We start from the raw sequence: 26,254 nt of genomic DNA, 5'->3' as shown, positions 1-26,254 counted from the left end.
AAACCCTCCGTCCTGCATGGATGAACGGCTCGTGACATCCGGTCACAAGCGCCTGTCTCAACGTTGTGACCTGCGGGGTGTGCAGCCGTTCAGCCGAGGGTGCCGGGTGGCAGGAGGGAATGCGCAAGAACTGATCAGCTCACGCAGGTCTTGCGGGGGTGTACGCCTGGACGCGGAGCGTCCTGAGAGGCATTCCCACGCGGAGCGTGAGGAACGATCAGTGTGAGGGCTGAAGCCTTTGACTGATCGCTCACGCAGCTCTTACGGGTGTGCAAGCCGGGACCCGCTCAGGACTTACTCAGCCGCAGGCGCCGGGGTGGTGCGTTTTTTCAGGGGTGCCATGCCGTCCTGGCTGACCAGATCGGACTTGGGACGGTTGGCGGTCTTGCGCTTGGTCGGGCCTTTGGCGGCGACTTTTTTCTTGTCGCCCTTGGCGTCGGTCTTTTTCTTCTTCACGCCAACAGCCTTGCCCGACGCCTTGACCTTCTTCGGTCCGCCGTAGGTGCCTTTGACTTCCTTGATGACGCGGCGCTCGAAGCTCTGCTTGAGGTAGCGCTCGATGCTCGACATCAGGTTCCAGTCGCCATGGCAGATCAGCGAGATCGCCAGGCCTTCGCTGCCGGCACGACCGGTACGGCCCACACGGTGCACGTAGTCGTCGCCGCTGCGTGGCATGTCGAAGTTGATGACCATGTCCAGGCCTTCAACGTCCAGGCCACGGGCCGCAACGTCAGTTGCGACCATAACCTTGGCACCGCCCTGTTTCAGACGGTCGATCGCCGCCTTGCGGTCTTTCTGGTCCTTGTCGCCATGCAGCACGAACGCCTTGTATTCCAACGCGACCAGACGCCCGTAGAGACGGTCAGCCATGGCCTTGGTGTTGGTGAAGATGATTGCCTTCTGATAGGTCTCGTTGGTCAGCAACCAGTTCAGAACCTGCTCTTTGTGCACGTTATGGTCAGCCATGACGATCTGGTGACGTGTGCCGGAAGCCAGTTCGCTGACGTTGTTCAATTGCAGATGCTGCGGATCCTTCAGAACCTTGCCAATCATCTCGCGCAGGCCCGCACCACCGGTGGTGGCGGAGAACAGCATGGTCTGCTCGCGACCGGCACATTCACCGGCCAGACGCTCGACGTCTTCGGAGAAGCCCATGTCCAGCATGCGGTCGGCTTCGTCCAGCACCAGCACTTCAACGTGCTTGAGGTCCAGGTTGCCCGCGTTGAGTTGTTCCAGCAGACGGCCCGGCGTGCCGATCAGAATGTCCGGCACCTTGCGCAGCATCGCGGCCTGAGCCTTGAAGTCTTCACCACCCGTGACCAGACCCGCCTTGACGAAGGTGAACTGCGAGAAGCGTTCAACTTCCTTCAAGGTCTGCTGGGCCAGCTCGCGGGTCGGCAGCAGGATCACGGCGCGGATGTCCACGCGAACCTTGGCCGGGCCGATCAGGCGATTGAGGATCGGCAGGACGAAAGCCGCTGTCTTGCCGCTACCGGTTTGCGCAGTCACCCGCAGGTCGCGCCCTTGCAGTGCCAGCGGAATGGCCGCTGCCTGCACAGGCGTAGGCTCGACAAATTTAAGCTCGGCCACAGCTTTAAGCAGGCGTTCGTGCAGGGCGAATTCGGAAAACACGGGTGTTACCTCGACGAAAAACAAAAATACAGCTGCATAGCGTAACGGTTTCGAGCGCCGGGGCCGAGTTTCTTTACCACCAACGGCTGATTTTGTTTGGCGACGAGGGCATCAGACGTTGGCGTCGAACCTGAACAAACGCTGGCGGCACAAGGCATTCCGGCGATTTCGGGACGCGGGTCACAGTTTCCCCCGCGACCTTCAGATTCCGTTAAGAAACCACTCGGATACTCCCCCTCACTCGCTGACTGGGACCTCATCAATGCCTGATATCGACTGGAACATCTGCCTGCCGCTGAGCTTCGGCAGTCCTGACGCTGCACCACTGACCCTTTGCCACGCGCCGGTCGACGCCCCTCGGCGCAACGGGTTCGAAGCATTCATTCAGGCCCGTTTCCAGAAAGCCCACGGCGCGGACGTGAAGCAGTTCATGCCAGAGCTGTTCGGGCTCAGCGATGGAAGCGGAGCGCTCTGCGCCGTCGCAGGTGCCAGACTGGCGACAGCCGGGGCACTGTTTCTGGAGCGGTATCTGGACGAGCCTATCGAGCATCAGGTGCACAGGGCCGCTGGCCGTCCGGTCGAGCGACAGGCCATTGTCGAGGTCGGCAATCTGGCGGCCAGCAACCTGGGCAGCGCTCGGCTCAGCATCATCACCGTCACTTGGCTGCTGGCCATGTGCGGGCTGGAATGGGTGACGTTCACCGGCAACAACGCGCTGGTCAACAGCTTCAACCGGCTGGGCCTGTGCCCGGTCACACTCGGCCCGGCCGATCCGCTGCGTCTGGGTGACGACCGACACGCGTGGGGCAATTACTACCAGACTCAGCCCAACGTCCATGTGGGCGACATCGGCGCAGGCTTCCGCCACTTGAGCAACACGGGGGTGTTCGAACGCTTTGGCTTGCCATTGGCGCTGGAGGAACATTGCCATGTCGCATGAACGTGAACAGTTCTGGCAGCGACTGGAGAGTTTTGCCTACGAGCAGCCTCACCGGATCGCGCTCAAGGGCGACGGTGTGGAGGTGAGTTACGCGGCGCTGATCGTCGAGATCGACCAGCGTCGACAACAGTTGCGACAGGCAGACACCCGGGTGGTGGCGCTGATGCTGGACAACAGCCCCGACGCATTGCTGTGGGATCTGGCGATTCTGTTGGAAGGTTTGGGTTGCGTAACCCTGCCGCCGTTCTTCAGCGTCAGCCAGCAATTGCACTGTCTGGAGCAAAGCCTGGCGGATCTGGTCATCGCCGAGCCTGCGTATCACGCACATCTTCAGGCTGCGCACTACGAAGTCAGCGCGGAAAACGGTTTGCTGTTCTGGCGTCGCACATTCACCACGCACTCCCTCATGCCGTCGGGCACAGCCAAGCTCACGTTCACCTCAGGCACGACAGGGACGCCCAAAGGCGTGTGCCTGAGTGCTGACAGCGTGCTGACCGTTGCCCGCGAGTTGTACGAAGCCAGTCGCCCGCTGCAACCGGAGAACTACCTGACCCTGCTGCCGCTGGCGATTCTGCTGGAAAACATTGGCTGCTATGCGGCGCTGTACGCAGGGGGCAGCCTCAGTCTGCCGAGCCAGCAGACCCTCGGCATCCAAGGCGCCAGCGGCGTCGACCCCCGGCGTCTGCTGACCTGCCTGAATCAGCAACGCGCCGACAGCATGATTCTGGTCCCGCAACTGCTGCTGTTGCTGGTCACCGCCTGCGAAATGGCTGCGTTCGACGCCTCAATGCTGCGCTTCGTGGCAGTGGGCGGCGCACGCGTCAGTCAGGAACTGCTGATTCGCGCCCAGGCAGCAAACATTCCGGTCTATGAAGGTTACGGCTTGTCGGAGTGCGCATCGGTGGTGGCGCTGAACCGGCCCGACGCGCAGCGTGTCGGCAGCGTGGGCAAGCCACTGCCTCATGTTCATGTTCGCCTGGCTGATGATGGCGAGGTGCTGATCGGCAACGTTCCAATGCTGGGTTATCTGGGCGAAACGCCGCCCGCCGACGTCTGGTGGCCGACGGGCGATCTGGGCGAGTTCGATGCCGAGGGCTATCTGTACCTCAAAGGCCGAAAGAAGCACCAGTTCGTCACCAGCTTCGGGCGCAACGTCAACCCGGAATGGGTCGAGGCCGAACTCACCCAGAGCGGGCACATTGCCCAGGCGTTCGTCTACGGCGAGGCCATGGCGCACAACCATGCACTGCTCTGGCCGCAACGCCCCGAGATGACCGACCTTCAACTTGCCGAGGCCGTCGCCCAGGCCAATCAACGCTTGCCCGATTACGCCCGCGTGAGCGAATGGACCCGCCTCCCGCAACCGTTCAGCCCGGCCAACGGGCTAGCTACCGCCAATGGCCGACCACGCCGCGACGCCATTCTCGATCACTACCGCTCCCTGTTCATTTCGTCGAACCCAGCCGAAGGTATTTCATCATGAGTTTCTTCCAGACCCTGCAGGACGCCACGCAGCAGGAGCGCGAAACGCTGTTCAACCTGCCGGTCATCCGCCAGGCATTGAAGGGCCAGGTCAGCCTGGAGAGCTACCGGGCCTTTCTGTCCCAGGCCTACTACCACGTGCGCCACACCGTGCCGCTGATGATGGCCTGCGGTGCCCGACTGCCTTCCCGACTGGAATGGCTGCGTGCAGCGGTGTGCGAGTACATCGAGGATGAATACGGCCACGAACGCTGGATCCTCGACGACCTGCGCGCCTGTGGTGGCGATGCAGAAGCGGTACGTGACGGAGCGCCCGCCACGCCCATTGAGCTGATGGTCGCCTATCTTTACGACCTGATCGCACGCGGCAATCCGGTCGGCCTGTTCGGCATGGTCAACGTACTGGAAGGCACCAGCATCGCGCTGGCCACCCATGCCGCCGACAGCATCCGCGAACATCTGGAACTGCCCGCCGCTGCGTTCAGCTACCTGAGCTCTCATGGCAGTCTGGACGTCGGCCATATGGAAACCTTCCGCACGCTGATGGACCGCCTCGACGATCCACAGGATCAAGCCGCCGTAATCCACACCTCAAAGATCGTCTATCGCCTTTACACCGATATGTTTCGCGAGCTGCCAGGCGTTCTGGCGCACGACCACAAGGAAAGCACTCATGCAACTGTCTGAAACCCGCGTCGTGCTGACCGGGGCCAGTGGCGGAATTGGCCTGGCGATTGCCGAGGCGCTGTGCAGCCATGGCGCACAGGTGCTGGCGGTATCGCGCAACGGTCAGCCGTTGCGCTCGCTCCTTGCCGCGTACCCCGACAACCTGCACTGGGTCGAAGCCGATCTGTGCAGCGAAGAAGGCCGCAAACAGGTGGTGGCAAGGGCGCAGGCGACGACGGGCGTCAACCTGCTGATCAACGCAGCAGGCGCCAATCACTTTGCGATGCTGGAGCAGCTTTCGACCGACGACATCAACGCTATGCTGATGATCAACCTGCACGCACCGATTCTGCTGACCCGCGCGATGTTGCCGCTGCTCAGGAGCGCCGGGCAGGCCATGGTGGTGAATGTCGGCTCGACCTACGGTTCCATCGGCCACGCCGGTTATGCCACCTATTGTGCGAGCAAGTTCGCCCTGCGCGGGTTCTCAGAAGCGCTGCGCCGCGAGCTGGCAGACACAGGTGTCAGCGTGCTGTACGTTGCGCCAAGAGCTACGCGTACCACGATGAACAGCCCGGCCGCGCAGGCATTGAACGAGGCGCTGAAATCCGGTGTCGATGATCCGGCGTACGTGGCGAAAGCGGTGGTGCATGCCATTGCCGGTGACCGGCGAGACTTGTACCTGGGCTGGCCGGAGCGTTTTTTTGTGCGTCTCAACAGCCTTTTGCCCATGTTGGTCGACCGCGGCCTGCGTAAACACCTACCCTTGATTCGTCGTCTGAGCAGTACTCACCCGGAAGAGAAACAGACTTTATGAAAAGAATCGTGTTGGCCTTCGTCGGCCTGATCAGCCTGCCCGTGTGGGCAGCACTCGATGCACCTGACCAGAAACGCCTTGACACCATTCAGCAGGACTGGCGGCGTATTCAGTACGACCTGCCCAAGGATCAACGTGTCGCGGCGTTCGAGAAGCTGGCGACCCAGTCCACCGCCTTCGTCAAGGATCGCCCGACCGCAGCCGAGGCCTGGATCTGGTCCGGTATCGTCAATAGCAGCTGGGCCAGCGCCCAGGGTCCGGGGCTGGGTGCACTGGAAAAAGCCAAGCTGGCCAAGGCCGATCTGGAAAAGGCGCTGAGCATTGATCCTACCGCCCTGCAGGGCTCGGCCTACACCAGCCTCGCTGTGCTTTACGATCGCGTGCCGGGCTGGCCGCTGGCTTTCGGTGATTCGGACAAGGCCGGCGAATTGTTGCAGAAGGCGCTGAAAATCAACCCGGACGGCATCGACCCGCTCTACTTCTGGGGCGATCACCAGTACCGTCAGGGCAAGTACGCCGAAGCCCGCGATGCCTTGAACAAAGCTTTGAAAGCGCCACCCCGCCCCGGACGTGAGCTGGCAGACGCGTCACGCAGAAAAGACATCCAGACCCTGTTGGTCGATGTAAACAAGAAGCTCGACTGACGGAGCGACCATGCGCCTGCTGCTTATCGAAGACGACGCCGCCCTGGGCGAAGGTATCCATCAGGCATTGAGCCGTGAAGGTTATACCGTCGACTGGATTCGTGACGGCAGCAGCGCGCTGCATGCACTGCTCAGTGAAACGTTTGATCTGGCGATTCTCGACCTCGGCTTGCCGAGGCTGGACGGTTTCGAGGTGTTGCGGCGGCTGCGTCACAGCGGCTCTGCTGTGCCAGTGATGATCCTGACCGCACGCGATTCCACCGAAGACCGCATCACAGGGCTGGACACCGGCGCTGACGATTACCTGGTCAAGCCTTTCGACGTCTCGGAACTCAAGGCCCGCCTGCGTGCCCTGCTGCGTCGCAGTGCCGGACGCGCCAAGGTACTGATCGAGCATGCTGGCATCAGCCTGGACCCCGGCACCCAGCAGGTCAGCTATCACCACGAACCGGTGGCCCTCACGCCCAAGGAATACCAGTTGCTGTACGAACTGCTGTCGCCACCGGGCCGGGTCATGACCCGCGAGCGGTTGATGCAGCTGCTTTACGGCTGGAACGAAGGGGCCGAGAGCAACACCCTTGAAGTGCATATCCATCACCTGCGCAAGAAATTCTCCAGCGACCTGATCCGCACAATCCGTGGCGTCGGTTATCTGGTGGAGGAACGTTCTTGAAGTCGATCCGCCGCCGTACCCTGACGCTCATCATCGGCCTGCTGCTGGCCGGTCTGCTGGTCCTGACGCTGTTCAACGTGCATGACAGCAATCACGAAATCGCCGAGATCTACGACGCGCAACTGGCGCAAAACGCACGCTTGCTGGAAGGCATCATGCGCATGCCGCTTGAGCGCAAGGAGCACGCCCAGCTCTACGAAGCCTTCAATCTGGCGCTGGCCCAGGCCGAGCCGCGCGTCGATGGCCATCCTTACGAAAGCAAGATCGCCTTTCAGGTCTGGGACAAAGACGGCCGCTCACTGGTGCGCACCGCCAGCGCTCCGACCTTTACCCATCCACCGGACAGGGCCGGTTTCAGCGACTTTCCCGACCTGAACCAGCACCACTGGCGAGCCTTCGTGCTCAATGACACACACAACGGTCTGCGCATCTGGGTGGGCGAGCGTGACGACGTGCGCTCGGACCTGGTCAACCGGATCGTCCGCCACACCGTGCTGCCCAATCTGATCGGCAGCCTGCTGCTGGTGCTTGCCATCTGGCTTGCCATCGGCTGGGGCCTTCGGCCATTGGCCAACTTTGCCCGTACGCTCAGAGGTCGCCATGCCGGGTCGCTGCAACCCCTTGATCTGGCACCGTTGCCGAGTGAACTGGAGCCCATGCAAGCGGCGTTGAACCGGATGCTGGGGCAAATTCAGGAGCTGCTCAAACGCGAGCGCCGCTTCATCGCCGACGCTGCTCACGAGATGCGTACGCCGCTCGCGGTGCTCAGGGTGCATGCGCAGAATGTGCTGGAAGCGCACAACGAAGAACAGCGCAAAGAATCGCTGGGCTATCTGATCATCGGCGTTGATCGCACCACGCGGCTGGTCAATCAGTTGCTGACCATCGCGCGGCTGGAGCCTGAGTCTTCAAGGGCAGGCAGATCTCCCGTTGAACTGGTGAGTGCGGTGCGCGACAGCCTGGTTCAGTTGACCCCGTGGGTGCTGAACAAGGGTCTGGAATTGTCTTTCGACTGCAGCGAAGCCGCGCGCGAGGTGAACGTGGATTTCTCCGCCCTAGACATCGCTCTGCACAACCTCATCACCAATGCCGTCAACTTCTCGCCCGCAGGCGGGCAGATTACGGTGGGCTTGTCGTTTACAGCCCATCACTTTGAATTGACGGTCGACGATCAGGGTCCCGGCATTGATGAGCAGGAACGTGAGCGCTTGTTCGAACCCTTCTACAGCCGTAGCAGCGATCAGGGCGTGGGGCTTGGGCTGGCCATCGTGCAGAAGGTTGCGCTGTTGCTGGATGGCGGCGTCAACCTGCAGAACCGGACGGGTGGCGGGCTCAGAGCCAGTCTGAGAGCGCCGCTGGGTTGAGACGCCTCATTTACCGCTGGAAACGGCCAGTGACTCGCGCCGCGACCCCAACCGACTGATCCACAGCGACACAAGAATCAGCACGCCACCAATCAACAACCGACTCAACGGCTCGTGCTGGTTCCAGATCAGCAGGTTGATCAGCAGACCGACCGGCACGTGCAAGACGTTGAACACCGCCAGCGTCGCACCGGAAACCATGCAGGCGCCCTTGTTCCACCAGTACATGCCCAGCGCAGTCGAACACAGGCCCAAGAACAGCAGCACGCTCCATTGGGTCGGGTCTTCGGGCAAACGTTGTGGGTTGCCGAACGCCAGGAACGCAGGCAATACAACGGCCAGCGCGCCGAGGTAGAAGTAGCCGAAGCGGCGATAGTGCGGCAGGTCGCTGGGGTAGCGCGCTACTAAACGCCGGTACAGCACCTGTCCGGCGGCGTAGGTGAAGTTGGCCAGTTGCAGCAGCAGGAAACCGCCGAGGAAGTTGCCGTCCAGGCCGTCGTAACGGATGACGCCAGCACCCAGCACAGCAACCAGCGCGGCCAGCAAGGCCCATGGGTTGAATCGTCGATTCAAGGCGTCTTCGATCAGCGTCACGTGCAGCGGCGTGAGGATGGTGAACAGCAACACTTCCGGCACCGTCAGCACCTTGAAGCTCAGGTACAGGCAGACGTACGTGATGCCGAACTGCAGCGCACCGATGAGCAGCATGCCGCGCATGAACGCCGGTTCGACCTGACGCCAGCGGGTCAGCGGAATGAATACCAGCCCCGCCAGCACGACGCGGATCAGCACCGCGAAATAACTGTCGACATGGCCTGCCAGATAGACACCGATCAGGCTGAAGGAAAACGCCTGGATCAGCGTCACGAAAAGTAGATAGCCCATGCTCGCCCCTTTTTTGAAGGGCGCGACCATAGCCGGTTGCGGACGGGGCTGTCCACAGCGGAGAACGGCAGCACAGTCCGTTAGTTGCAGTAAGACTTTTATATAACGATCAGGGCCGGGCGTGGGCCGATTACTGAGCAACGCTCATATCCACATGCAAGGCCAGACGGGTAATGAACGACGACGAGTGACCTATGCTTGGCGCCACCCGTTATTCACGCTTCAGTCGTTACAGGCCTGCACCCCATGCCCCGAAAAATACTGCGTACTCGCTGCTATGAAAAACTGCTGACTGCCCTGTTGTGTATCAGTGCGCTGCCTGCGCTGATGCCGCATTCGGCCCTTGCTGAAACGAACCAGAACGCGACCCGAGAACAGCCCATGCGCATTGCAATGCTCGCCAATGGCAAGACACTGACGTTCAAGCTTGAAGACAATCAAACGACAAGAGACTTCGTTGCCCTCCTACCCCTCGATCTGGCGCTTGAGGACTACGCCTCGACCGAGAAGATCAGCACGCTGTCACGCAAGCTGACCACCGATGGCGCACCGTCTGGCTACACGCCTGCCGCAAAGGACTTCGCCTATTACGCGCCCTGGGGCAACATCGCGATCTTCCACAAAGGCTTCAAGTATTCGCCAGGGCTGATCAAGCTTGGCACGCTCGAATCGGATCTGGACCTGATCCGCCAGCCGGGGCCGTTGAACGTCAGGTTCGAACTGATCAAGGACTGAACGCAAAAAGCCCTGCTTCTCGGCAGGGCTTTTTCTGTGCATCGAGCCTGTTACTTCAGATTCTTCTTGAAAAACTCGGTCAGTTTGTCGAACGGGATCAGCTTGACCCGATCGTACAGATCGACGTGACCGGCACCCGGCACAATCAACAGTTGCTTGGGTTCACCGGCCAGCTTGTACGCTTCTTCGCTGAATTCGAGCGAGTGCGCTTCGGAGCCTGCGATGAACAGCATCGGACGCGGCGAGATCGAGGCAATGTCATTGAACGGGTAGAAGTTCATGAACTTGACGTTGCTGGTCAGCGTCGGGTGTGTGGTCAGCTTGGGCGACTGGCCTTCGGGGGTGTACTGGCCACGCGGCGTGCGATAGAAATCGTAGAACTCGCGTTCGATCGGGTGCGATTTTTCAGTGATCTCGTGCACCGTACCGCTGGTGTACCTGGTCTCACCGCCGGCAAATTCCACGTCGCGCTGAGCCGCCGCTTCGGCAATGATTTTCTTTCTCTGCTCCAGCGTCTGCGAGTGCTTGAGCCCGTTACGGTTGGCAGCGCCCATGTCATACATGCTGACAGTGGCGATGGCTTTCATGCGCGGGTCTATCTTGGCCGCGCTGATCACGAAACTGCCGCTGCCGCAGATGCCCAGAACGCCGATGCGATTCTTGTCGACGAAGGTTTGGGTGCCGAGGAAGTCCACTGCCGCGCTGAAGTCTTCGGCATAGATGTCCGGTGATACGGCGTTGCGTGGCCGGCCTTCACTTTCGCCCCAGAAGGACAGGTCCAGAGACAGCGTCACAAAACCCTGCTCGGCCAGCTTCTGTGCATACAGATTGGAACTCTGCTCTTTCACCGCGCCCATCGGGTGGCCGACGATAATCGCCGGGGCCTTGTTGTCGGGGTCCCAGCCTTTGGGAATGAACAGGTTCCCGGCCACTCTCATTTTGTACTGGTTGTTGAACGTGACCTTCTGCTGAATGAGCTTGTCGCTCTTGTAGAAGTTGTCTGCACCGTTGGACATGTCTGCTCCCACTGCCGAATATGAGCCCACTAAAAGCCCAAGCATTAATAGAAATCTCTTCATCGCGGTCTTCCTGAATCGAGTGATCAACAAAGGTTTTTTATTGCTTCATTCACTGAATCGAGCGTGGCGCATCGCGGCATGGGCAAAGACTGCCGAACCGAGCAACACCACGGCGCCAAACACAAAGGGGCTCCACCAGCCCAAGTGGTCGAACAACTCACCGCCCAAGCCGGCACCCACAGTGATCGCCATCTGAATGGTCGCGACCATTAGCCCGCCGCCGGCTTCGGCGTCGTCGGGCAGCGTGCGGCTGAGCCACAGGCCCCAGGCCACCGGCGCAGGCGTGGCCACCAATCCCCAGACACCGAGCACGACGGCAACGGCTACAAGCAAATGCCCCAGCGCAATCAACACAGCAGCCAGCACGGCCATCGCCAGCGGGATTGCGATCAGGTAGGCATAAATGCGTTTTTGCAGCAGTCCTCCGATCATCCAGGTCCCGGCCAGACCGCAGAGGCCCAGCAGCAGCAACATCAGCGACAACGTGGTCACGCTCACGCCGGTGATGTTTTCCAGAAACGGCCGCAGGTAGGTAAAGACCGCGAACTGGCCCATGAACAGCAACATGATCGCGAGCATGCCGATGGCCACCTGCGAATTGCGCAGCAGCTTGAACGGATTGGTCGCCCGGGTGTTCTGCGGGCTGCTCATCGCCGGGAGGCTCAACCATTGCCACGCGAAGGCCAGCACTGCGAGCGGGATCACCAGAAAGAACGCGCCACGCCAGCCGATGTACTGCCCAAGAAAACTGCCCAGCGGCGCGGCGACGGTTGCGGCCAGCGCATTACCACCATTGATCAGCGCCAGCCCCTTGGCCACCGAATCCTTCGGCACCAGGCGCATGACCGTGGCGGTCGACATCGACCAGAAGCCGCCGATGGCAACACCCAACAGGGCACGCCCGGTCATGAACACCACGCCGTTGGGCGCAAACGTCACCGTCATGCCCGATAACAGCAGCAGGAAACTGAAACCCAGCAGCACCTTTTTGCGATCGAAACGCCCGGTCAGCGGCGTATTGAGCAGGCTGGTCAGCACCGCGAAGAAACCGGATATGGAAATGGCCTGGCCCGCCTGCCCTTGGCTGATGCCCAAGTCCTGCGCGATGGGCGTCAGCAGGCTGACCGGCATGAACTCCGAGGCAATCAGCACGACCACGCACAGCGCCATCGAAAAAACCGCGCCCCACGCGGGCGGATGGGCCGCAGTCGCTATGTGCTCTATCGTTGATTCAAATGTTTTCATGTACCCCTGACCTGCCTGAACGATGCCGTCACGACGCTGAGCCTGACGACTGTAAAAATGTGAAGCACAGGTTAGGGCAAAGGGATTAGGATGATTAGACGCCGCAATTTCCATGCGATTGTGAGAGAAACTCAGCAATGAGCACACCCAGACTGAATGACCTGCAAGCCTTCCTCGCCGTCGCGCGGGATCAGAGTTTTACCAAGGCCGCCATAAAGCTTGGCGTCACGGCGTCAGCCTTGAGTCACACCATTCGTGGGCTTGAAGAGAGGATGGGCGTCCGCTTGCTGGCGCGTACCACGCGCAACGTAGCGCCGACCGAAGCGGGCGAAAAACTGATGAACACCATCGGGCCGCTGCTGGACCAGATCGCAACGGAAGTGGCAGTGCTGGGTGAGATGCGCGACAAGCCGGCCGGCACGATCCGGGTGACCTGCTCCGACGACGCTGCCGAAAACATCATTCGGCCAATGCTGGCGGATTTTCTGGAGCAATACCCGGACATCCAGGTCGAGGTCTGCATCGATTACGGCTTCACCAACATCGTCAGCGAGCGCTTCGATGCGGGGATACGTCTGGGCGAATCGATCAGCAAGGACATGATCGCCGTGCGCCTCGGCCCGGACTGGCGTCTGTCCGTTGTCGGTACACCCGAATATTTCGAAAAACACGCCGCGCCGCTGCTCCCTCAGGACCTGACGCAACACACGTGCATCAACATCCGCCACTCACCGAATGGCAACTGTTATGCGTGGGAATTCGAAAAGGACGGTCGCAAGCTGAACACGCGGGTCAACGGCCAGTTCACCTCCAACAGCATGATCCACGTCATGAACGCCGTGCTGGACGGCGTCGGTCTGGCCTATGTGCCAGACTTTCTCGCCAAACCGCATCTGGCCAGCGGACGCCTCAAGGAAGTGCTGGCCGACTGGAGTCCGTACTTCGAAGGTTTTCACCTGTACTACCCCAATCGCCGCCAGGCATCCCCCGCATTCACGGCGTTTGTGGAGGCGATCAGGTATCGGGGCTGAAGGGTTACTCGCCAGCGTCCTTCAAGGCTTGCGCCACCTTGTCGAGCGAGCCCTGCGCAGGTTCAGGCAGAAGTTTCAGTTCGGTGGCCTTGCCGCGAATCACTACCTGCATGCTCAGGGGTGCCCCCTTCGCATCAGCCAGAATCCGATAGGTTGTGTCGCCGCGTACGAAGCTCAATGTATGACCGGCGGCATCGTAATCGAAGCGCTCGCCTTCAGCCTGCGGATAAACCAGTCCGACCTCGTCCTTCGCATCGATGGCAGCGTAAGCAACAGGTTCCGACGCTGAAGGGCGAAACAACACAATGCGCTTGCCCGAAGGCGCGAGCTTGAACGCGAGCAGTACCTCGCGCTGATCATCATCTTCCCACACGATACGGGTCGTGTAGGTCATCTTGCCGTTCTTGTTAACACCCACCGTTTCTTCGGGGAGAAACCCTCTATTTCCGCTGTGATCGATGACGGTCTCTGTTTCCAGGACGGGCTCGCCATTGCGTACGCTGTACGTCGCCATCTGGTGCCAGCAGCAGCCGCTCTTGGTCATGGTGCTGATTTCGCGTTTCTTCTCATCGATCCCGAACATGCCGCAGTTCTCCTGCGCCAGTTGGGTGAACGAGTCACTGTGCTTGAAACCATTCGCCGTGCCGAGGAACACCTGAAACGACGGCCCGTGATAGCAGCTGTTCTGGCCGTCCATCAACGCAAGATCCTTGATGCCGTCGAAGTTGAAATCCTTGTAGATCAACACACTCTGCTCGCCATACGGCAGCTCTTGCACGTTGGCTTTCACCTTGTCGGTCTTCGCATCGGTGTCGAGCACCAGCTCGTCGGACTGCACGCGGATCAGCGGCTTGTCGCTGTCCTTACCGTAGACGTTGATCACACCGGGCCGAAAGGTCTCGTCGGTGGCCGCAACCTCCACCGTGGCGCGGTACTGGTCGGAAAAGTCCTGCAAGGCGTAGGTCTTGCGGGCAGCCTTGTCGAACGCCGCCGCGTCCATCTCGCCATAAGTCTTCTGCGTCTCGGCAGCGCTGGCCAGCGTCGCCAGCATCAGCCCGGACAACATCGCCAACGCCCACAGCGCACGCGATGAACCGGCGTGTTGAGGTTTCGATATCAGCATGAGGTGCATCCTGTTTGATAATGCCGCGAGTCTACTTGAGATTTTTTTGATGGTTAGCGTCATATCGCGGGGGTGATGTTTCTTCATTTGCCGCCCCCTGCCCGCCCGACCTCCGTTAATGCTTTAATCGCGGCCCCTCTTCGTTCACGGGATCTGAAAGTGTATGGACATTGAATCGCTCTGGCTCAGAACCCAGGAACTCTGGGGCATGCTCGATCAGCATCCCTGGGTGCGCACCGGTCTGGCGCTGTTCCTGCTGCTGACCACCGCGCTGGTACTCGGCCGAGTGGCGCGATTTCTGATTCTCTACGCGATGAAGATGCTGGGCCGACAGCCTGCTCTGCACTGGCTCAACGACTTCCGCCACAACAAGGTTTTCCATCGACTGGCGCAGATCGTGCCGTCGGTGGTCATCCAGTTCGGCCTGAGCCTTGTCCCCGGCCTGAGCGCAACCGGCAAAGGCGTGATCGCCAATATCGCCCTGGCCTTCACCGTCCTGTTCATGACCCTGACCATCGGCACACTGCTCAACGCCCTGCTGGACATCTACGCCCGCACCGAGCACGCCCGCACGCGCTCCATCAAGGGCTACGTGCAACTGGCGAAAATGATCCTCTACATCTTCGCCGCCATCATCATCGTCGCCACCCTGATCGACCGCTCGCCACTGTTGCTGCTGTCCGGTCTGGGCGCCATGTCGGCGGTCATTCTGTTGGTCTATAAGGACACCCTGTTGTCCTTCGTGGCCAGCGTGCAACTGACCAGCAACGACATGCTGCGCGTCGGCGACTGGATCGAGATGCCGCAGGTCGGTGCCGATGGCGACGTGGTCGACATCACCCTGCACACGGTCAAGGTGCAGAACTTCGACAAGACCATCGTCTCCATCCCGACCTGGCGTCTGATGTCCGAGTCCTTCCGCAACTGGCGCGGCATGCAGCAGTCCGGAGGCCGACGCATCAAACGCAGCCTGTTCATCGACGCCAGCGCCGTGCGCTTCGTGCGCGACGATGAAGAACAACGCCTGATGCAGGTCCACCTGCTGACCGACTACATCGGCCGCAAACAGGCCGAGCTGCGCGCCTGGAACCAGGCCCAAGGCAACGTCGCCGAACTCTCATCCAACCGCCGCCGCATGACCAACATCGGCACCTTCCGCGCCTACGCCCTCGCCTATCTGAAAAGCCACGCCGAGATTAACCCCGGCATGACCTGCATGGTCCGGCAACTGGAAGCCACATCACAGGGTATTCCGCTGGAGATCTACTGCTTCACACGCACAACGGTGTGGGTGGATTACGAGCGGATTCAGGGGGATATCTTTGATTACTTGATCGCGGTGATGCCAGATTTCGGGTTGAGTTTGTATCAGCAGCCTAGTGGGGCGGACATGCGGGTGGCGTTGGGTGGCGGCGGAGAATAGGCGGTCGCAGGTAGTTGGGCAAACGAGTGGCAGGATGGCAACGTACTGAACGAGTCAGGCCGCACGACAGAGCCTGCGTAAAATACTTCGTTTACCATTTTGAGCGTAAGCGTCCAAGCAACCAAGCATCCGGGCTGCCTGTAAGTCTCAACGCCAGGCTTGTATTATTCACCCATCGAAAGATCAGAGCTGACCATGGAACCTGTTCGTAAGCCCCAGCATTTAGGGGCCCTAAGGGAGCTGCTGCACCCTTACCAGTACCTACTGTGCATCGATCTTGAGGCTACTTGTGATGAAGACGCCAAGCCGGGAGAGCCTCCCCGTCATCTGATCGTGCCACGGGAGGATATGGAAACCATTGAGATCGGCCTGGCGGTGGTTGACCTGTCATCGCTACAGTTGGTTGATCAATTTCAGAGCTTTATCCGTCCCAGCTTGCATCCGGTATTGACCGACTTTTGCCGCAGGCTGACAACGATTAAGCAGAGTGACGTGGATGGTGCCCTTGGCTATGTCAACGTTGCCGGGATGCTGGATGCATTTCTAGAAGCCTATCCGAACTCAGCTTGGTGTTCGTGGGGCGATTACGACTACAAGCAGCTTCAGAAGGATGCCCTACGCCTGAACTGCGCGCCGATGCTGGACGGAATGCTGCACACCAACCTAAAGAAATGGCATTGGAAGGTCTTCAACTGCAAAGCACTTGGCCTGCAGCCTGCGGTAGAGATGCTCGGGCTCGAATGGGAAGGTACCTACCACCGTGGCATCGATGACGCCCGCAACCTTTCAAACGTGGCAATCCATATGCTGGGGCGTTAGGCGCCTCCTGAACCATCACTGCCCAACGCCGACCTACCTATCCAGCCCGCCCCTGTAGGTCTCTCACAATGGTGCTACGTCGTTACGCACCGCCGTCTGCCGCGCCGTGATCCAGCAAATACCGCGCAACATCGGCAAATGTTGAGAAGCAGGTTCCGTATTCAGGCCGTTCAGACGCGTACAGCAAGGGCTTGAGCCGTTGTTCAAAATTAGCCTTCAATCCCTCATGAGTCTCGGCGACCTCAAGGGTGCGTCGCAGAACTGCGAACGGATCCTCAGCAAACTCAGGGTGCTGTCCACCGAACTCAAGCACATCCTTGTTCACTGATGAGTAAAATACTCGTGCCGCACGCTCTAATGTTTCGGGATGGTTTGTTGCGATACGCCAAACATCGTAAACATGACGAACCAGCGCCGTATCGAAATCTCCTCTCTGGCGACCACCCCAGTTCCAAGCGCAGCGACGCAGCAACGAGAGTACTTTTTCCGCGAGGGTCTCTGCCACGGTGATGCAGCTCATGGAGAACAGAAAAGGTTTTGCACTCCCCACAAGCTGCTCCAGCATGTATCCCAAATTTTGTACCTCCGAAGGGATCATAGGTGGGCGGCAAATGAGCTCAATCTTTAGCTGCGGGCGCAGGGTTCCCGCCGTATCTTGAAAATGTGCTTTGTAAGACACCAACAGACAGTAGTAGCGACTACCGTCCTTGCGGATTGGATTATCCTTATCTTCACGAACAACATACTGGAACCCAAGCCCCGTCAGAGCATTCTCCACCGCCTTGTGCAGAGTCTTCAAACGGCCACGTTCACCTAGTGTATTCGGGAACGCATAGCCTTCTGGCGGTGATTCCAGCACTACCTTTATGTCAATGTCCTCGGACATCCTTTCGATAAGACCGTAGGCCTTCGACAGACAGGTACCGCCCGCAAACACCATTCGCGTTGCGACATCGACTGTTTGTGGCTTGGAATCACCCTTTTTCCGGTTCACCTGATTGGCGCTGTGGGTGATCTGGATCTGCGAAAGCGCATGAAGAGCATCAGTGATGTGCTGATCTTTCTCTGCGACAGCGGCTGGCATGCTTTTCAGAATGCCTGCCGTAGACGCATCTACAATGCTAACCCGCTGCTGTTCTGAGAGAGTTTTCATAGACTAAAGTGTTGTTCCCTACAGTCACTTTACGAGAGATACGTCGCCTGCCGGTATTGACCACTGTCCCCATCGGAATCTGGGTCGACTTGCCGCTATTGTATTCGGCAACAAGGGTGCTGGGTGTAATCGAAATGTTAAGTTTCTTGAACAGCTCAGCAGCAATCATTTCCAACGTGCCGGCGGGCGTTGGCTTCCCCGTATACTGGTTGATACGGGCTTTCGCGAATGCGCCCTTACTAACGCGCACCAGCAAACCGTTCGCCACAAACCGGGCCAGCACACGGCCAACCTGCGAATCGCTGCCCATATTGGAAAACTCTGAGCGCAACACGACTAAGCTTGCACGCTGCTTGATTGAGCGGCTCATGCGGTCTTCGAGCTTCATAGATCACCTCCCAAGACAACCTGTTTACCTTGAGGTCACTATAGTCAGCAATCGAAGAATTGACCAGTACCAGCAAGTCGTCTACACGACAAAACCTGCGCATCCACGCGCGAGACTTCACTGCAAACCAAGGAAAGGCGTAGACGCTTTTCGTCGGTTCCCCGCCTCGACCATGCCGGTACCTGGATCACACCGCAGGTCAGCACCGCAAGGCCCTACCCTGCATTCGAGCCTGTGCTCTACCCCCCACGCCCGAATATCCCTATGAAGCTGGGCGGGGGCGGAGAACAGGCGGTCGCAGGCAGTTGGTCATACGAGTGGCAGGGTAGCAACGCACTGAACTACAACCCCACCTGCAAGTCAGGATTATCAGCCACCCGCTCTAATCCTGAGGCCTCTGTCATGCCTGCTTACCTTATCGACTACCAGTTCAAAGACGAACCCCGCACCCACTCGCTGGAACTCGACCAGCCTGAACTCCAGGCCCACGAAGCGGCGCTCCACCTTCTTGAGCTGCACTTCGGCGACGCCGAAAACAGCCTGATGATGCCCAACGCCGACGCGACGCCGGATGAGGTTCTGGCAAAGGCCGAGCTGCTGGGGCTGAAGCAAATCCGTGTCAGCCGACAACCTGCTCAATGAACGGACCTGGCGCATGAACCCGACCACACCGGACGGACGCTACTTTGTCGTCAAAGGACAACTGTGGCGCTGCTCGAATCCCTCACTTACCGAAGAGGAACGTCAGCGCTTGGTGAACGAACTGATGGATGCGCGTCGGACAGTGAAATCAGCGAAGGTCACTCAGGACTCTGCCCAGCTCAAGCAGGCCAGAGCAAATGTTGATACGGCCAAGGTGGCGCTGGGGGAACGCGGACCGGTCTGGTGGGAAGATGGCGCACCGGATTACAACAGGCATAAGGTGGATAACACACCTTATGCAGAGTGGTATCGGTCGATCAAATCCTGAGCTTCAGGCCGTTGAGTTACCGCTCTCTCACGTCAAATCATGCAACCCCTTCCCCAGCGCAGGCCCCACTTCAAACCCGGAAAACACCACTTCCAGCCCGCCTCGTTCCGGGCTGCAGCACATTGGCCCTACCAGACACTCGCCCACGGGAAACGGTGCCAGTCGCAGCAATGGCCAGCGCACGCCATCCACGGAGTGCTGAATCCGCATCACGCCTTCGGCCACCGTCACACGCAGCCACAGGCCGGATGCTGATTCTTCGAATGAACCGGTGGCCCAGTCCGACTGGCCACGGGTCAGTACGCTGCCCAGCATGAGCGCGCCGTCGCTGACTTCGACGCCGGTTTTCATCCAGTTGCGCTCGTCGATTCGGACCATCAGCCCGGCCTGGTCGTATAGCGTCTTGAAGTTGCCCTGCACGTGGACTTGAGCGGTGAACGCGCCGATGACGGGTACGCCAAGGAAATGGCCGCTGTCGCGACAAAAGCCGTAGTGGGTTTCCCGCCAGAAGTCGGTGGCAGGATCAGTGGTTACGCTCAGTCTTTCATCGCGTACCTGCCACTGTGCCGGCTCGTTGTACCAATGCCCCTTCTCGAACATGACTGGCTCCTTTCTGAAGTGAGATAAGGAATGTGACAGTTCAACAGCAGCCTTGACAGACGGGCATGCCTAAAAAGACGATGCATCACCCTTCAAGAAGCGGAACGCGTTCATGAGCGAGAAGAAAACACTCCTGCTGACTGGCGCCAGCCGCGGTATCGGCCATGCCACGGTCAAGCATTTCAACGCAGCGGGATGGCAAGTGTTTACGGCCTCCCGACAAAACTGGGTCGCTGAATGCCCGTGGGCGGAAGGCCTGCTCAATCATATCCACCTTGACCTGGAAGACATCGACAGCGTCGTTGCGAACATGGCGGCTATCAAGGAAAAGCTGGGTGGTCGCCTGGATGCGCTGGTCAACAATGCGGGGGTTTCGCCAAAAGGTCCTGAAGGCGCGCGCATGGGTGTGCTGGAGTCCGATTACAGCACCTGGATCAAGGTCTTCAACGTCAACCTGTTCTCCACGGCGCTGCTGGCACGCGGCCTGTTCGACGAACTCAAGGCCGCCAAGGGCAGCATTATCAACGTCACCTCGATCGCGGGTTCCAAAGTGCATCCCTTTGCGGGCGTGGCGTATTCGACCTCCAAAGCCGCGCTCTCGGCCCTGACGAGAGAGATGGCGTATGACTTCGGGCCGCATGGGGTGCGAGTCAACGCGATAGCACCGGGCGAGATCGACACGTCGATCCTGTCACCGGGTACGGCCGAAATCGTCGAACGTCTGGTGCCCATGCACCGACTGGGCAAACCCGAGGAAGTCGCGTCCCTGATCTACTTCCTCTGCACCAGTGGTGCGTCCTACGTGAACGGCGCGGAGATTCACGTCAATGGCGGGCAGCACGTCTGATCCCGCCTTTCTAAGCCTGATGACTGATCACGCCACCTGAGCCAGTTTCGCGAGCGCCTGGTTCATCCCTTTCTCCACAAAGTCACCACCCATGTTCAGACCCTCGGCATGAATGAAGGTGACGTCATGAATACCCACGAACGCCAGCACCTGGCGTACGTAGGGTTCCTGATGGTCCAGGCTGCTGCCGGTGTAGATGCCGCCGCGAGCAGTGAGGACGAAAGCGCGCTTGCCGGTCAGCAGACCCTGCGGGCCGGTTTCGGTGTATTTGAAGGTCACACCGGCGCGCAGCACATGATCGAACCAGGCCTTGAGCGTGCTGGGGATCGCGAAGTTGTACATCGGCGCGCCCAGCACCAGCACGTCGGCGGCAATCAATTCATCGGTCAGGGTATTGGAGCGTTCCAGCGCGGCCTGTTCGGTCTCGCTGCGCTGATCGGCGGGCTTCATCCAGCCGCCCAGCAGCGTGGCATCCAGATGCGGCACGGGATTGACGGCCAGGTCGCGGACCGTGACTTGATCATTCGGGTGCGCAGACTGCCACTGGCTGAGGAACTGCTGCGTCAACTGACGCGAAACCGAATCCTGCTGGCGGGCGCTGCTTTCGATGACAAGTAGGCGGGACATGGCTGAAGCTCCATTGAACAAGATAGGTATTCGACGGAGCCGAGGTTAAAGGTGACCTTATCGATGAAAAAGCGCAAAAAACTGCTTCAACCCATCTATAAATTTGTTTTATGCACGGCGGCGCTCTACTCTCACCCTGCTCACGCGGGCTGGCAATCGAGCTTGATGCGCAGCTTGATAATGCTGCGCGTGAACTTGGCTGTCACCTCCACGCGCTTGCCTGCGCCAACCTGAACGCGTCGCGTACGGGGTGCCTCGGGACCGTTGACGAATACGACTGCGCACTTGGCGTCTACATCGCCGAAGTTGCTCACCGAGATGGAACCAATGTCCTGGTCGACGTCATGGGTAACGTAATCGATCTTTACACCCTGGTACTGCTTTTCCACTTCAATGGGATAGGCAAGGGCCGTCAGTGGCAGCAGGGCCAGCAACACACAACACACTCGTTTCATTGGGCAGTCTCCGGAACGGGGTTGTCAGAGTAGAACAACGGACAACAAAGAGAAGAGGAATTACAGCATGAAAGCGCCCCGCGTGACCCTCGATCAATGGCGCACCCTGCAGGCAGTGGTCGATCATGGCGGTTTTGCCCAGGCCGCCGAAGCCCTGCATCGCTCGCAATCGTCAGTCAGCTACACCGTGGCCCGCATGCAGGATCAACTGGGCGTTCCTCTGCTGCGTATCGATGGCCGCAAGGCCGTGCTGACCGAAGCGGGCGGCGTGCTGTTGCGGCGCTCACGTCAGTTGGTCAAACAGGCCAGCCAACTGGAAGACCTTGCCCATCACATGGAACAGGGCTGGGAGGCCGAGGTGCGCTTGGTGATCGACGCCGCCTACCCTTCGGCACGGCTGGTGCGCGCGCTGACCGCGTTCATCCCGCAAAGCCGAGGCTGCCGGGTTCGGTTGCGTGAAGAAGTGCTGTCAGGTGTCGAGGAAGTGCTGCTCGAAGGCGTGGCAGACCTGGCCATCAGTGGTCTGAGCATTCCCGGCTATCTGGGCGCAGAAATGAGCACCGTCGAGTTCGTCGCCGTCGCCCACCCCGAGCATGCCTTGCATCAGGCCAACCGCGAGCTGACGTTTCAGGATCTGGAAAGCCAGCTGCAGGTGGTGATTCGTGACTCGGGCCGTCAGCAACCCCGCGATGTCGGCTGGCTGGGCGCGGAACAGCGCTGGACGGTCAGCAGCCTCGCCACGGCGGCAACCTTCGTCAGCAGTGGTCTGGGCTTTGCCTGGCTGCCGCGCCATCTGATCGAACGCGAGCTCAAGGATGGAGTGCTCAAGGTATTGCCGCTGGATCGGGGTGGCAGTCGCAACCCTTCGTTCTATCTTTACTCCAGCAAAGACAAACCGCTGGGCCCGGCGACACAGATTCTGATCGACCTGATTCGCACGTTCGACACGGCGCCGCTGACCGCGGCATTTGCGGCACCCTTGCAAGCCTGACACGGAGTAGGCACATGGCATTCTTCGAGCATGACGACTGTTCACTGCACTACGAAGAGTACGGTCAGGGCGACCCGGTCCTGCTGTTGCACGGTCTGGGCTCGAGTTGTCAGGACTGGGAATACCAGATCCCGACACTGGCCGCGCAGTACCGCGTCATCGTCATGGACATGCGCGGCCATGGTCGTTCGGACAAGCCTCAGGAACGCTACAGCATCCAGGGCATGAGCGACGACGTGGAAGCGTTGATCGAACACCTGCGGCTGGGTCCGGTGCATGTGGTCGGGCTGTCGATGGGTGGGATGATCGGTTTCCAGCTGGCAGTCGATCATCCGCATCTGCTCAAGAGCCTGTGTATCGTCAACAGCGCGCCGCAGGTCAAGATCAGAAGCCCCGGGGATGTCTGGCAATGGGCGCGGCGCTGGACGCTGTCGCGTCTGGTCAGCATGGAGGCGATGGGCAAGGCACTGGGCAAGCTGTTGTTCCCCAAACCGGAACAGGCGGAGCTACGACGCAAGATGGCCGAACGCTGGGGCCGTAACGACAAACGCGCCTATCTCGCCAGCTTCGATGCCATTGTCGGCTGGGGCGTGGAGCACAAGCTGGAGCGCATCACCTGCCCGACCCTGATCATTGCCGCCGATCACGACTACACTCCGGTGTCGCTCAAGGAAGCCTACGTCAAGCGCATTGCGAACGCCCGACTCGTGGTCATCAGGGATTCGCGCCACGCCACTCCGCTGGACCAGCCCGAACAGTTCAATCGCACGCTGCTGGAATTCATCGGTGCCAGCAAGGTCTGAGAAACCACACGCAGGTCATCGCACGCGGACGATCCTTTCGATCACTCCGGGTCGATCACGCTGGGCAAAAAAAGCCAAACGTGGTTACCTTGCCAGCCACAGTCGATATCTCCATTGAATGAAGGACCTGTTGCTCTATGTTGAAAAAAATCGCTCTTGCCGCCTGCTCCGTACTGTTCGCTGCCAACCTGATGGCAGCGCCGGACAAGCCGACTCACGTTGTGCTCAACACCAGTTTCGGCGACATCGAGATTGAACTTGCAGACGCCAAGGCACCGATCAGCACCCAGAACTTCCTGGGCTACGTCGACAGCGGCTTCTACAGCAACACCATCTTCCACCGGGTAATTCCAGGCTTCATGGTTCAGGGCGGCGGCTTCACCGCGCAGATGGTCCAGAAGCCGACCAAGGACCCGATCAAGAACGAAGCCCAGAACGGGCTGCATAACGTGCGTGGCACCATTGCCATGGCGCGGACCTCGGATGTGAACTCGGCCACCAGTCAGTTCTTCATCAACACCAATGACAATGCCATGCTCGACAACGGCACGCGTGACTACGGCTACGCGGTGTTCGGCAAGGTCGTCAAAGGCATGGACGTGGTCGATCAGATCGTCAACGTCCAGACCGGCAACCAGAAAGGCATGCAGAACGTGCCAAACGACCCGATCCTGATCAAGTCCGCCAAGCGCGTCGACTGACAGGAATCTGCACCGCGTGAAGCCTTGGGCTGCACGCGGTCTGGAAGGGAGCGCTTTTATTTATCAAGGGAGAACCCACGCCAAGTGGGTGTGATAGCCAATGCTTTATCGTCGTTTTGAAAAGCTGATCGATATCTTCAAAGACGCCCCCACCGCTGCCCCGCCCAATACCGTTTTCGCGTTTTACATCTACTACCTGCGTCAGGTCTGGCCGACGTTCACGGCCCTGCTGGTGGTGGGTCTGATCGGCGCGTTGATCGAAGTGGCGCTGTTCAGTTACCTCAGCCGCATCATCGACCTGGCCCAGACCACCGAGCCGAAGGACTTCTTCAGTCTTCACGGCCCGGAACTGATCTGGATGGTGGTGGTGACCCTGCTGCTGCGCCCGATCTTCGTCGGCCTGCACGACCTGCTGGTGCACCAGACCATCAGCCCCGGCATGACCAACCTGATTCGCTGGCAGAACCACAGCTACGTGCTCAAGCAGAGCGTTAACTTCTTCCAGAACGATTTCGCCGGACGTATCGCCCAGCGCATCATGCAGACCGGCAACTCGCTGCGTGACTCGGCGGTGCAATCGGTGGATGCGCTCTGGCACGTGTTGATCTACGCGATCAGCGCGATGGTGCTGTTCGCCGAAGCCGACTGGCGGCTGATGATCCCGCTGGGCAGCTGGATTCTCGCGTTCATTCTGGCGCTGATGTACTTCGTACCCAGGGTCAAACAGCGCTCGGTGGACTCGTCGGACGCACGCTCCAAGCTCATGGGCCGGATCGTCGACGGTTACACCAACATCACCACCCTCAAGCTGTTCGCCCACACCAATTTCGAGCAGCAGTACGCTCGCGAGGCCATGCGCGATCACACGGTGAAAAGTCAGTTGGCCGGTCGCGTCGTGACCTCGATGGACACCACCATCACCACGATGAACGGCATTCTGATAGTCACCACCACAGGCCTTGCGCTGTGGCTGTGGACCCAGTCGATGATTTCGGTGGGGGCTATCGCGCTGGCCACCGGCCTGGTGATTCGTATCGTCAACATGTCCGGCTGGATCATGTGGGTGGTCAACGGCATCTTCGAGAACATCGGCACCGTGCAGGATGGCCTGGAAAGCATCTCGCAACCGGTCTCGATCAACGACAAGCCAACCGCGCAGCCACTGAAGATTGCCAATGGCGGCGTGAAATTCGATGGCGTCGATTTCCACTACGGCAATGGCAACGGGATCATCCATAACCTGAATCTGGACATCAGACCGGGTGAGAAGATTGGCCTGATCGGGCCTTCCGGCGCGGGCAAGTCAACGCTGGTGAACCTGTTGCTGCGCATGTACGACGTGCAGGGCGGCAAAATCCTGATCGACGGACAGGACGTGGCCGATGTCACTCAGGAAAGCCTGCGTGCACAGATCGGCATGATCACCCAGGATACGTCGCTTCTGCACCGCTCGATCCGCGACAACCTGCTGTATGGCAATCCGGGTGCGACGGATGAGCAGTTGTGGGAAGCCATCCGCAAGGCGCGTGCCGACGAGTTCATCCCGCTGCTGTCGGACTCCGAAGGCCGCACCGGTTTTGACGCTCATGTGGGCGAGCGTGGGGTCAAGCTTTCAGGTGGTCAGCGCCAGCGCATCGCGATCACTCGCGTGCTGCTCAAGGACGCGCCGATTCTGATCATGGACGAAGCCACCTCGGCGCTGGATTCGGAAGTCGAAGCGGCGATTCAGGAAAGCCTGGAAACCCTGATGGAAGGCAAGACCGTCATCGCCATCGCCCATCGCCTCTCGACCATCGCACGCATGGACCGGCTGGTGGTGCTGGAAAAAGGCCAGATCGCAGAAACAGGCACCCACGCCGAACTGCTGGCCCATGGCGGGCTCTATGCACGCCTGTGGCAGCACCAGACGGGTGGATTTGTGGGGGTGGATTGATCTGCACCGAATGTGACGCGGGATGCACAGACTGAGGACNCGCGGAGCGTCCTGAGAGGCATTCCCACGCGGAGCGTAGGAACGATCAGCGTGATCTCAAGCACGCCGATCATGCCCATGCTTATGCTCCGAGTTATACCCGAGTCTTGCTGCGACAACGGACTGTGGGAGGCGGCTTGCCGGCGATGCTTTTTCTGAAGCGACCTGTCAGTGACTGAACGGACGCCA

At 59.7% G+C, this 26,254-nt stretch carries 28 protein-coding genes; 18 read left to right on the top strand and 10 right to left on the bottom strand.

What is annotated here, in order from left to right; all coding sequences use genetic code 11:
• Positions 1-294: 294 nt before the first annotated feature.
• On the bottom strand, positions 295-1,632 hold the full coding sequence (locus tag AO065_RS03860; protein WP_004887560.1) for a DEAD/DEAH box helicase: 1,338 nt from the start codon (positions 1,630-1,632) through the stop codon (positions 295-297).
• A gap of 262 nt (positions 1,633-1,894) precedes the next feature.
• Between AO065_RS03860 and AO065_RS03855 the strand changes: the two genes are divergently transcribed.
• The 7 genes from AO065_RS03855 to AO065_RS03825 are packed head-to-tail and all read left to right on the top strand — an operon-like array spanning position 1,895 to position 8,218.
• Positions 1,895-2,572 carry a thermostable hemolysin gene (locus AO065_RS03855; protein ID WP_004887558.1) on the top strand — a complete coding sequence of 226 codons (678 nt, stop codon included), beginning with the start codon at positions 1,895-1,897 and terminating at the stop codon, positions 2,570-2,572.
• Positions 2,562-4,055, top strand: a complete 1,494-nt coding sequence (locus AO065_RS03850; protein WP_004887557.1) for an AMP-binding protein — start codon at positions 2,562-2,564, stop codon at positions 4,053-4,055. Before AO065_RS03855 ends, AO065_RS03850 begins: the two co-directional genes overlap by 11 nt.
• Entirely contained in the window at positions 4,052-4,741 is a 690-nt protein-coding gene (locus AO065_RS03845; protein WP_004887556.1) for an iron-containing redox enzyme family protein, read from the top strand. The genes AO065_RS03850 and AO065_RS03845 overlap by 4 nt, the downstream gene beginning before the upstream one ends.
• Positions 4,728-5,537, top strand: coding sequence for an SDR family oxidoreductase (locus AO065_RS03840; RefSeq protein ID WP_004887553.1), 810 nt, complete (start codon positions 4,728-4,730; stop codon positions 5,535-5,537). The genes AO065_RS03845 and AO065_RS03840 overlap by 14 nt, the downstream gene beginning before the upstream one ends.
• A complete protein-coding gene (locus AO065_RS03835) occupies positions 5,534-6,181 on the top strand; it encodes a tetratricopeptide repeat protein (RefSeq protein WP_004887552.1) in 648 nt (215 codons plus the stop codon). The genes AO065_RS03840 and AO065_RS03835 overlap by 4 nt, the downstream gene beginning before the upstream one ends.
• A gap of 10 nt (positions 6,182-6,191) precedes the next feature.
• Positions 6,192-6,854 carry a response regulator gene (locus AO065_RS03830; protein WP_004887550.1) on the top strand — a complete coding sequence of 221 codons (663 nt, stop codon included), beginning with the start codon at positions 6,192-6,194 and terminating at the stop codon, positions 6,852-6,854.
• Positions 6,851-8,218 (top strand): ATP-binding protein, encoded by a 1,368-nt coding sequence (locus AO065_RS03825; protein WP_004887548.1) that lies wholly within the window; start codon positions 6,851-6,853, stop codon positions 8,216-8,218. The genes AO065_RS03830 and AO065_RS03825 overlap by 4 nt, the downstream gene beginning before the upstream one ends.
• A gap of 6 nt (positions 8,219-8,224) precedes the next feature.
• Here AO065_RS03825 and AO065_RS03820 read toward each other — a convergent pair whose 3' ends face one another.
• Positions 8,225-9,103, bottom strand: coding sequence for a carboxylate/amino acid/amine transporter (locus AO065_RS03820; protein WP_032652405.1), 879 nt, complete (start codon positions 9,101-9,103; stop codon positions 8,225-8,227).
• Between the two features lie 246 nt (positions 9,104-9,349).
• On the opposite strand from AO065_RS03820, the gene AO065_RS03815 reads away from it, so the two are divergent.
• The gene (locus AO065_RS03815; RefSeq protein WP_004887545.1) at positions 9,350-9,838 is read left to right on the top strand and encodes a cyclophilin-like fold protein; all 489 of its coding nucleotides are present in this window, start codon (positions 9,350-9,352) and stop codon (positions 9,836-9,838) included.
• Between the two features lie 50 nt (positions 9,839-9,888).
• On the opposite strand, the gene AO065_RS03810 is transcribed toward AO065_RS03815, so the two are convergent.
• Together AO065_RS03810 and AO065_RS03805 are read right to left on the bottom strand one after the other, a co-directional pair.
• On the bottom strand, positions 9,889-10,917 hold the full coding sequence (locus AO065_RS03810; protein ID WP_004887542.1) for an alpha/beta hydrolase: 1,029 nt from the start codon (positions 10,915-10,917) through the stop codon (positions 9,889-9,891).
• Between the two features lie 45 nt (positions 10,918-10,962).
• Positions 10,963-12,162: an MFS transporter gene (locus AO065_RS03805; protein ID WP_032652404.1), complete on the bottom strand. Its 1,200-nt coding sequence runs from the start codon at positions 12,160-12,162 to the stop codon at positions 10,963-10,965.
• 137 nt (positions 12,163-12,299) lie between these two features.
• On the opposite strand from AO065_RS03805, the gene AO065_RS03800 reads away from it, so the two are divergent.
• Positions 12,300-13,193 (top strand): LysR family transcriptional regulator, encoded by an 894-nt coding sequence (locus tag AO065_RS03800; RefSeq protein WP_004887539.1) that lies wholly within the window; start codon positions 12,300-12,302, stop codon positions 13,191-13,193.
• Positions 13,194-13,197: 4 nt separating this feature from the next.
• On the opposite strand, the gene AO065_RS03795 is transcribed toward AO065_RS03800, so the two are convergent.
• Positions 13,198-14,316: an XAC2610-related protein gene (locus AO065_RS03795; protein WP_004887538.1), complete on the bottom strand. Its 1,119-nt coding sequence runs from the start codon at positions 14,314-14,316 to the stop codon at positions 13,198-13,200.
• A 163-nt stretch (positions 14,317-14,479) separates the two neighbouring features.
• Here AO065_RS03795 and AO065_RS03790 point away from each other — a divergent pair, with 163 nt between their 5' ends.
• Positions 14,480-15,739, top strand: coding sequence for a mechanosensitive ion channel family protein (locus tag AO065_RS03790; protein WP_032652393.1), 1,260 nt, complete (start codon positions 14,480-14,482; stop codon positions 15,737-15,739).
• Positions 15,740-15,934: 195 nt separating this feature from the next.
• Positions 15,935-16,558 carry a 3'-5' exonuclease gene (locus AO065_RS03785; RefSeq protein ID WP_004887534.1) on the top strand — a complete coding sequence of 208 codons (624 nt, stop codon included), beginning with the start codon at positions 15,935-15,937 and terminating at the stop codon, positions 16,556-16,558.
• Positions 16,559-16,640: 82 nt separating this feature from the next.
• Here the strand turns inward: AO065_RS03785 and AO065_RS03780 are convergent, their stop codons facing one another.
• Positions 16,641-17,711 (bottom strand): nucleotidyl transferase AbiEii/AbiGii toxin family protein, encoded by a 1,071-nt coding sequence (locus AO065_RS03780; protein WP_032652386.1) that lies wholly within the window; start codon positions 17,709-17,711, stop codon positions 16,641-16,643.
• Entirely contained in the window at positions 17,680-18,099 is a 420-nt protein-coding gene (locus AO065_RS03775) for a DUF6088 family protein (RefSeq protein ID WP_004887530.1), read from the bottom strand. Before AO065_RS03775 ends, AO065_RS03780 begins: the two co-directional genes overlap by 32 nt.
• A gap of 402 nt (positions 18,100-18,501) precedes the next feature.
• On the opposite strand from AO065_RS03775, the gene AO065_RS03770 reads away from it, so the two are divergent.
• Entirely contained in the window at positions 18,502-18,741 is a 240-nt protein-coding gene (locus tag AO065_RS03770; protein ID WP_004887529.1) for a hypothetical protein, read from the top strand.
• Positions 18,742-18,754: 13 nt separating this feature from the next.
• Complete coding sequence (locus AO065_RS03765; protein ID WP_004887527.1) at positions 18,755-19,069, top strand: hypothetical protein; 315 nt, start codon at positions 18,755-18,757, stop codon at positions 19,067-19,069.
• A 27-nt stretch (positions 19,070-19,096) separates the two neighbouring features.
• Here the strand turns inward: AO065_RS03765 and AO065_RS03760 are convergent, their stop codons facing one another.
• Positions 19,097-19,669, bottom strand: a complete 573-nt coding sequence (locus AO065_RS03760; RefSeq protein ID WP_004887525.1) for a DUF1349 domain-containing protein — start codon at positions 19,667-19,669, stop codon at positions 19,097-19,099.
• Positions 19,670-19,781: 112 nt separating this feature from the next.
• Here AO065_RS03760 and AO065_RS03755 point away from each other — a divergent pair, with 112 nt between their 5' ends.
• Complete coding sequence (locus tag AO065_RS03755) at positions 19,782-20,516, top strand: SDR family NAD(P)-dependent oxidoreductase (RefSeq protein WP_004887523.1); 735 nt, start codon at positions 19,782-19,784, stop codon at positions 20,514-20,516.
• 27 nt (positions 20,517-20,543) lie between these two features.
• Here AO065_RS03755 and AO065_RS03750 read toward each other — a convergent pair whose 3' ends face one another.
• Together AO065_RS03750 and AO065_RS03745 are read right to left on the bottom strand one after the other, a co-directional pair.
• Entirely contained in the window at positions 20,544-21,143 is a 600-nt protein-coding gene (locus AO065_RS03750; protein WP_004887521.1) for an FMN-dependent NADH-azoreductase, read from the bottom strand.
• Between the two features lie 140 nt (positions 21,144-21,283).
• Positions 21,284-21,598 carry a hypothetical protein gene (locus AO065_RS03745; RefSeq protein ID WP_032652377.1) on the bottom strand — a complete coding sequence of 105 codons (315 nt, stop codon included), beginning with the start codon at positions 21,596-21,598 and terminating at the stop codon, positions 21,284-21,286.
• A gap of 67 nt (positions 21,599-21,665) precedes the next feature.
• Between AO065_RS03745 and AO065_RS03740 the strand changes: the two genes are divergently transcribed.
• The 4 genes from AO065_RS03740 (at position 21,666) to AO065_RS03725 (ending at position 26,026) form a co-directional block, all read left to right on the top strand.
• Entirely contained in the window at positions 21,666-22,589 is a 924-nt protein-coding gene (locus AO065_RS03740; RefSeq protein WP_004887517.1) for a LysR family transcriptional regulator, read from the top strand.
• 14 nt (positions 22,590-22,603) lie between these two features.
• Positions 22,604-23,392: an alpha/beta fold hydrolase gene (locus AO065_RS03735; protein WP_004887515.1), complete on the top strand. Its 789-nt coding sequence runs from the start codon at positions 22,604-22,606 to the stop codon at positions 23,390-23,392.
• A 137-nt stretch (positions 23,393-23,529) separates the two neighbouring features.
• Entirely contained in the window at positions 23,530-24,093 is a 564-nt protein-coding gene (locus tag AO065_RS03730; protein ID WP_004887512.1) for a peptidylprolyl isomerase A, read from the top strand.
• Positions 24,094-24,193: 100 nt separating this feature from the next.
• On the top strand, positions 24,194-26,026 hold the full coding sequence (locus AO065_RS03725) for an ABC transporter ATP-binding protein (RefSeq protein WP_004887511.1): 1,833 nt from the start codon (positions 24,194-24,196) through the stop codon (positions 26,024-26,026).
• The last annotated feature ends 228 nt before the right edge of the window (positions 26,027-26,254 follow it).

This window comes from Pseudomonas viridiflava (genome assembly GCF_001642795.1).
Lineage (GTDB): Bacteria > Pseudomonadota > Gammaproteobacteria > Pseudomonadales > Pseudomonadaceae > Aquipseudomonas > Aquipseudomonas viridiflava.
Note: the sequence above shows the minus strand (reverse complement) of the source record. Positions and strands in the feature narration are given on the sequence as shown.

Bases quoted from the DNA above. Each gene is read 5' to 3' on its own strand.
- AO065_RS03855 (WP_004887558.1), top strand. From the start codon at position 1,895: ATGCCTGATATCGACTGGAACATCTGCCTGCCGCTGAGCTTCGGCAGT.
- AO065_RS03850 (WP_004887557.1), top strand. From the start codon at position 2,562: ATGTCGCATGAACGTGAACAGTTCTGGCAGCGACTGGAGAGTTTTGCC.
- AO065_RS03845 (WP_004887556.1), top strand. From the start codon at position 4,052: ATGAGTTTCTTCCAGACCCTGCAGGACGCCACGCAGCAGGAGCGCGAA.
- AO065_RS03840 (WP_004887553.1), top strand. From the start codon at position 4,728: ATGCAACTGTCTGAAACCCGCGTCGTGCTGACCGGGGCCAGTGGCGGA.
- AO065_RS03835 (WP_004887552.1), top strand. From the start codon at position 5,534: ATGAAAAGAATCGTGTTGGCCTTCGTCGGCCTGATCAGCCTGCCCGTG.
- AO065_RS03830 (WP_004887550.1), top strand. From the start codon at position 6,192: ATGCGCCTGCTGCTTATCGAAGACGACGCCGCCCTGGGCGAAGGTATC.
- AO065_RS03820 (WP_032652405.1), bottom strand. From the start codon at position 9,103: ATGGGCTATCTACTTTTCGTGACGCTGATCCAGGCGTTTTCCTTCAGC.
- AO065_RS03815 (WP_004887545.1), top strand. From the start codon at position 9,350: ATGCCCCGAAAAATACTGCGTACTCGCTGCTATGAAAAACTGCTGACT.
- AO065_RS03810 (WP_004887542.1), bottom strand. From the start codon at position 10,917: ATGAAGAGATTTCTATTAATGCTTGGGCTTTTAGTGGGCTCATATTCG.
- AO065_RS03805 (WP_032652404.1), bottom strand. From the start codon at position 12,162: ATGAAAACATTTGAATCAACGATAGAGCACATAGCGACTGCGGCCCAT.
- AO065_RS03800 (WP_004887539.1), top strand. From the start codon at position 12,300: ATGAGCACACCCAGACTGAATGACCTGCAAGCCTTCCTCGCCGTCGCG.
- AO065_RS03795 (WP_004887538.1), bottom strand. From the start codon at position 14,316: ATGCTGATATCGAAACCTCAACACGCCGGTTCATCGCGTGCGCTGTGG.
- AO065_RS03790 (WP_032652393.1), top strand. From the start codon at position 14,480: ATGGACATTGAATCGCTCTGGCTCAGAACCCAGGAACTCTGGGGCATG.
- AO065_RS03785 (WP_004887534.1), top strand. From the start codon at position 15,935: ATGGAACCTGTTCGTAAGCCCCAGCATTTAGGGGCCCTAAGGGAGCTG.
- AO065_RS03780 (WP_032652386.1), bottom strand. From the start codon at position 17,711: ATGAAAACTCTCTCAGAACAGCAGCGGGTTAGCATTGTAGATGCGTCT.
- AO065_RS03775 (WP_004887530.1), bottom strand. From the start codon at position 18,099: ATGAAGCTCGAAGACCGCATGAGCCGCTCAATCAAGCAGCGTGCAAGC.
- AO065_RS03770 (WP_004887529.1), top strand. From the start codon at position 18,502: ATGCCTGCTTACCTTATCGACTACCAGTTCAAAGACGAACCCCGCACC.
- AO065_RS03765 (WP_004887527.1), top strand. From the start codon at position 18,755: ATGAACCCGACCACACCGGACGGACGCTACTTTGTCGTCAAAGGACAA.
- AO065_RS03760 (WP_004887525.1), bottom strand. From the start codon at position 19,669: ATGTTCGAGAAGGGGCATTGGTACAACGAGCCGGCACAGTGGCAGGTA.
- AO065_RS03755 (WP_004887523.1), top strand. From the start codon at position 19,782: ATGAGCGAGAAGAAAACACTCCTGCTGACTGGCGCCAGCCGCGGTATC.
- AO065_RS03750 (WP_004887521.1), bottom strand. From the start codon at position 21,143: ATGTCCCGCCTACTTGTCATCGAAAGCAGCGCCCGCCAGCAGGATTCG.
- AO065_RS03745 (WP_032652377.1), bottom strand. From the start codon at position 21,598: ATGAAACGAGTGTGTTGTGTGTTGCTGGCCCTGCTGCCACTGACGGCC.
- AO065_RS03740 (WP_004887517.1), top strand. From the start codon at position 21,666: ATGAAAGCGCCCCGCGTGACCCTCGATCAATGGCGCACCCTGCAGGCA.
- AO065_RS03735 (WP_004887515.1), top strand. From the start codon at position 22,604: ATGGCATTCTTCGAGCATGACGACTGTTCACTGCACTACGAAGAGTAC.
- AO065_RS03730 (WP_004887512.1), top strand. From the start codon at position 23,530: ATGTTGAAAAAAATCGCTCTTGCCGCCTGCTCCGTACTGTTCGCTGCC.
- AO065_RS03725 (WP_004887511.1), top strand. From the start codon at position 24,194: ATGCTTTATCGTCGTTTTGAAAAGCTGATCGATATCTTCAAAGACGCC.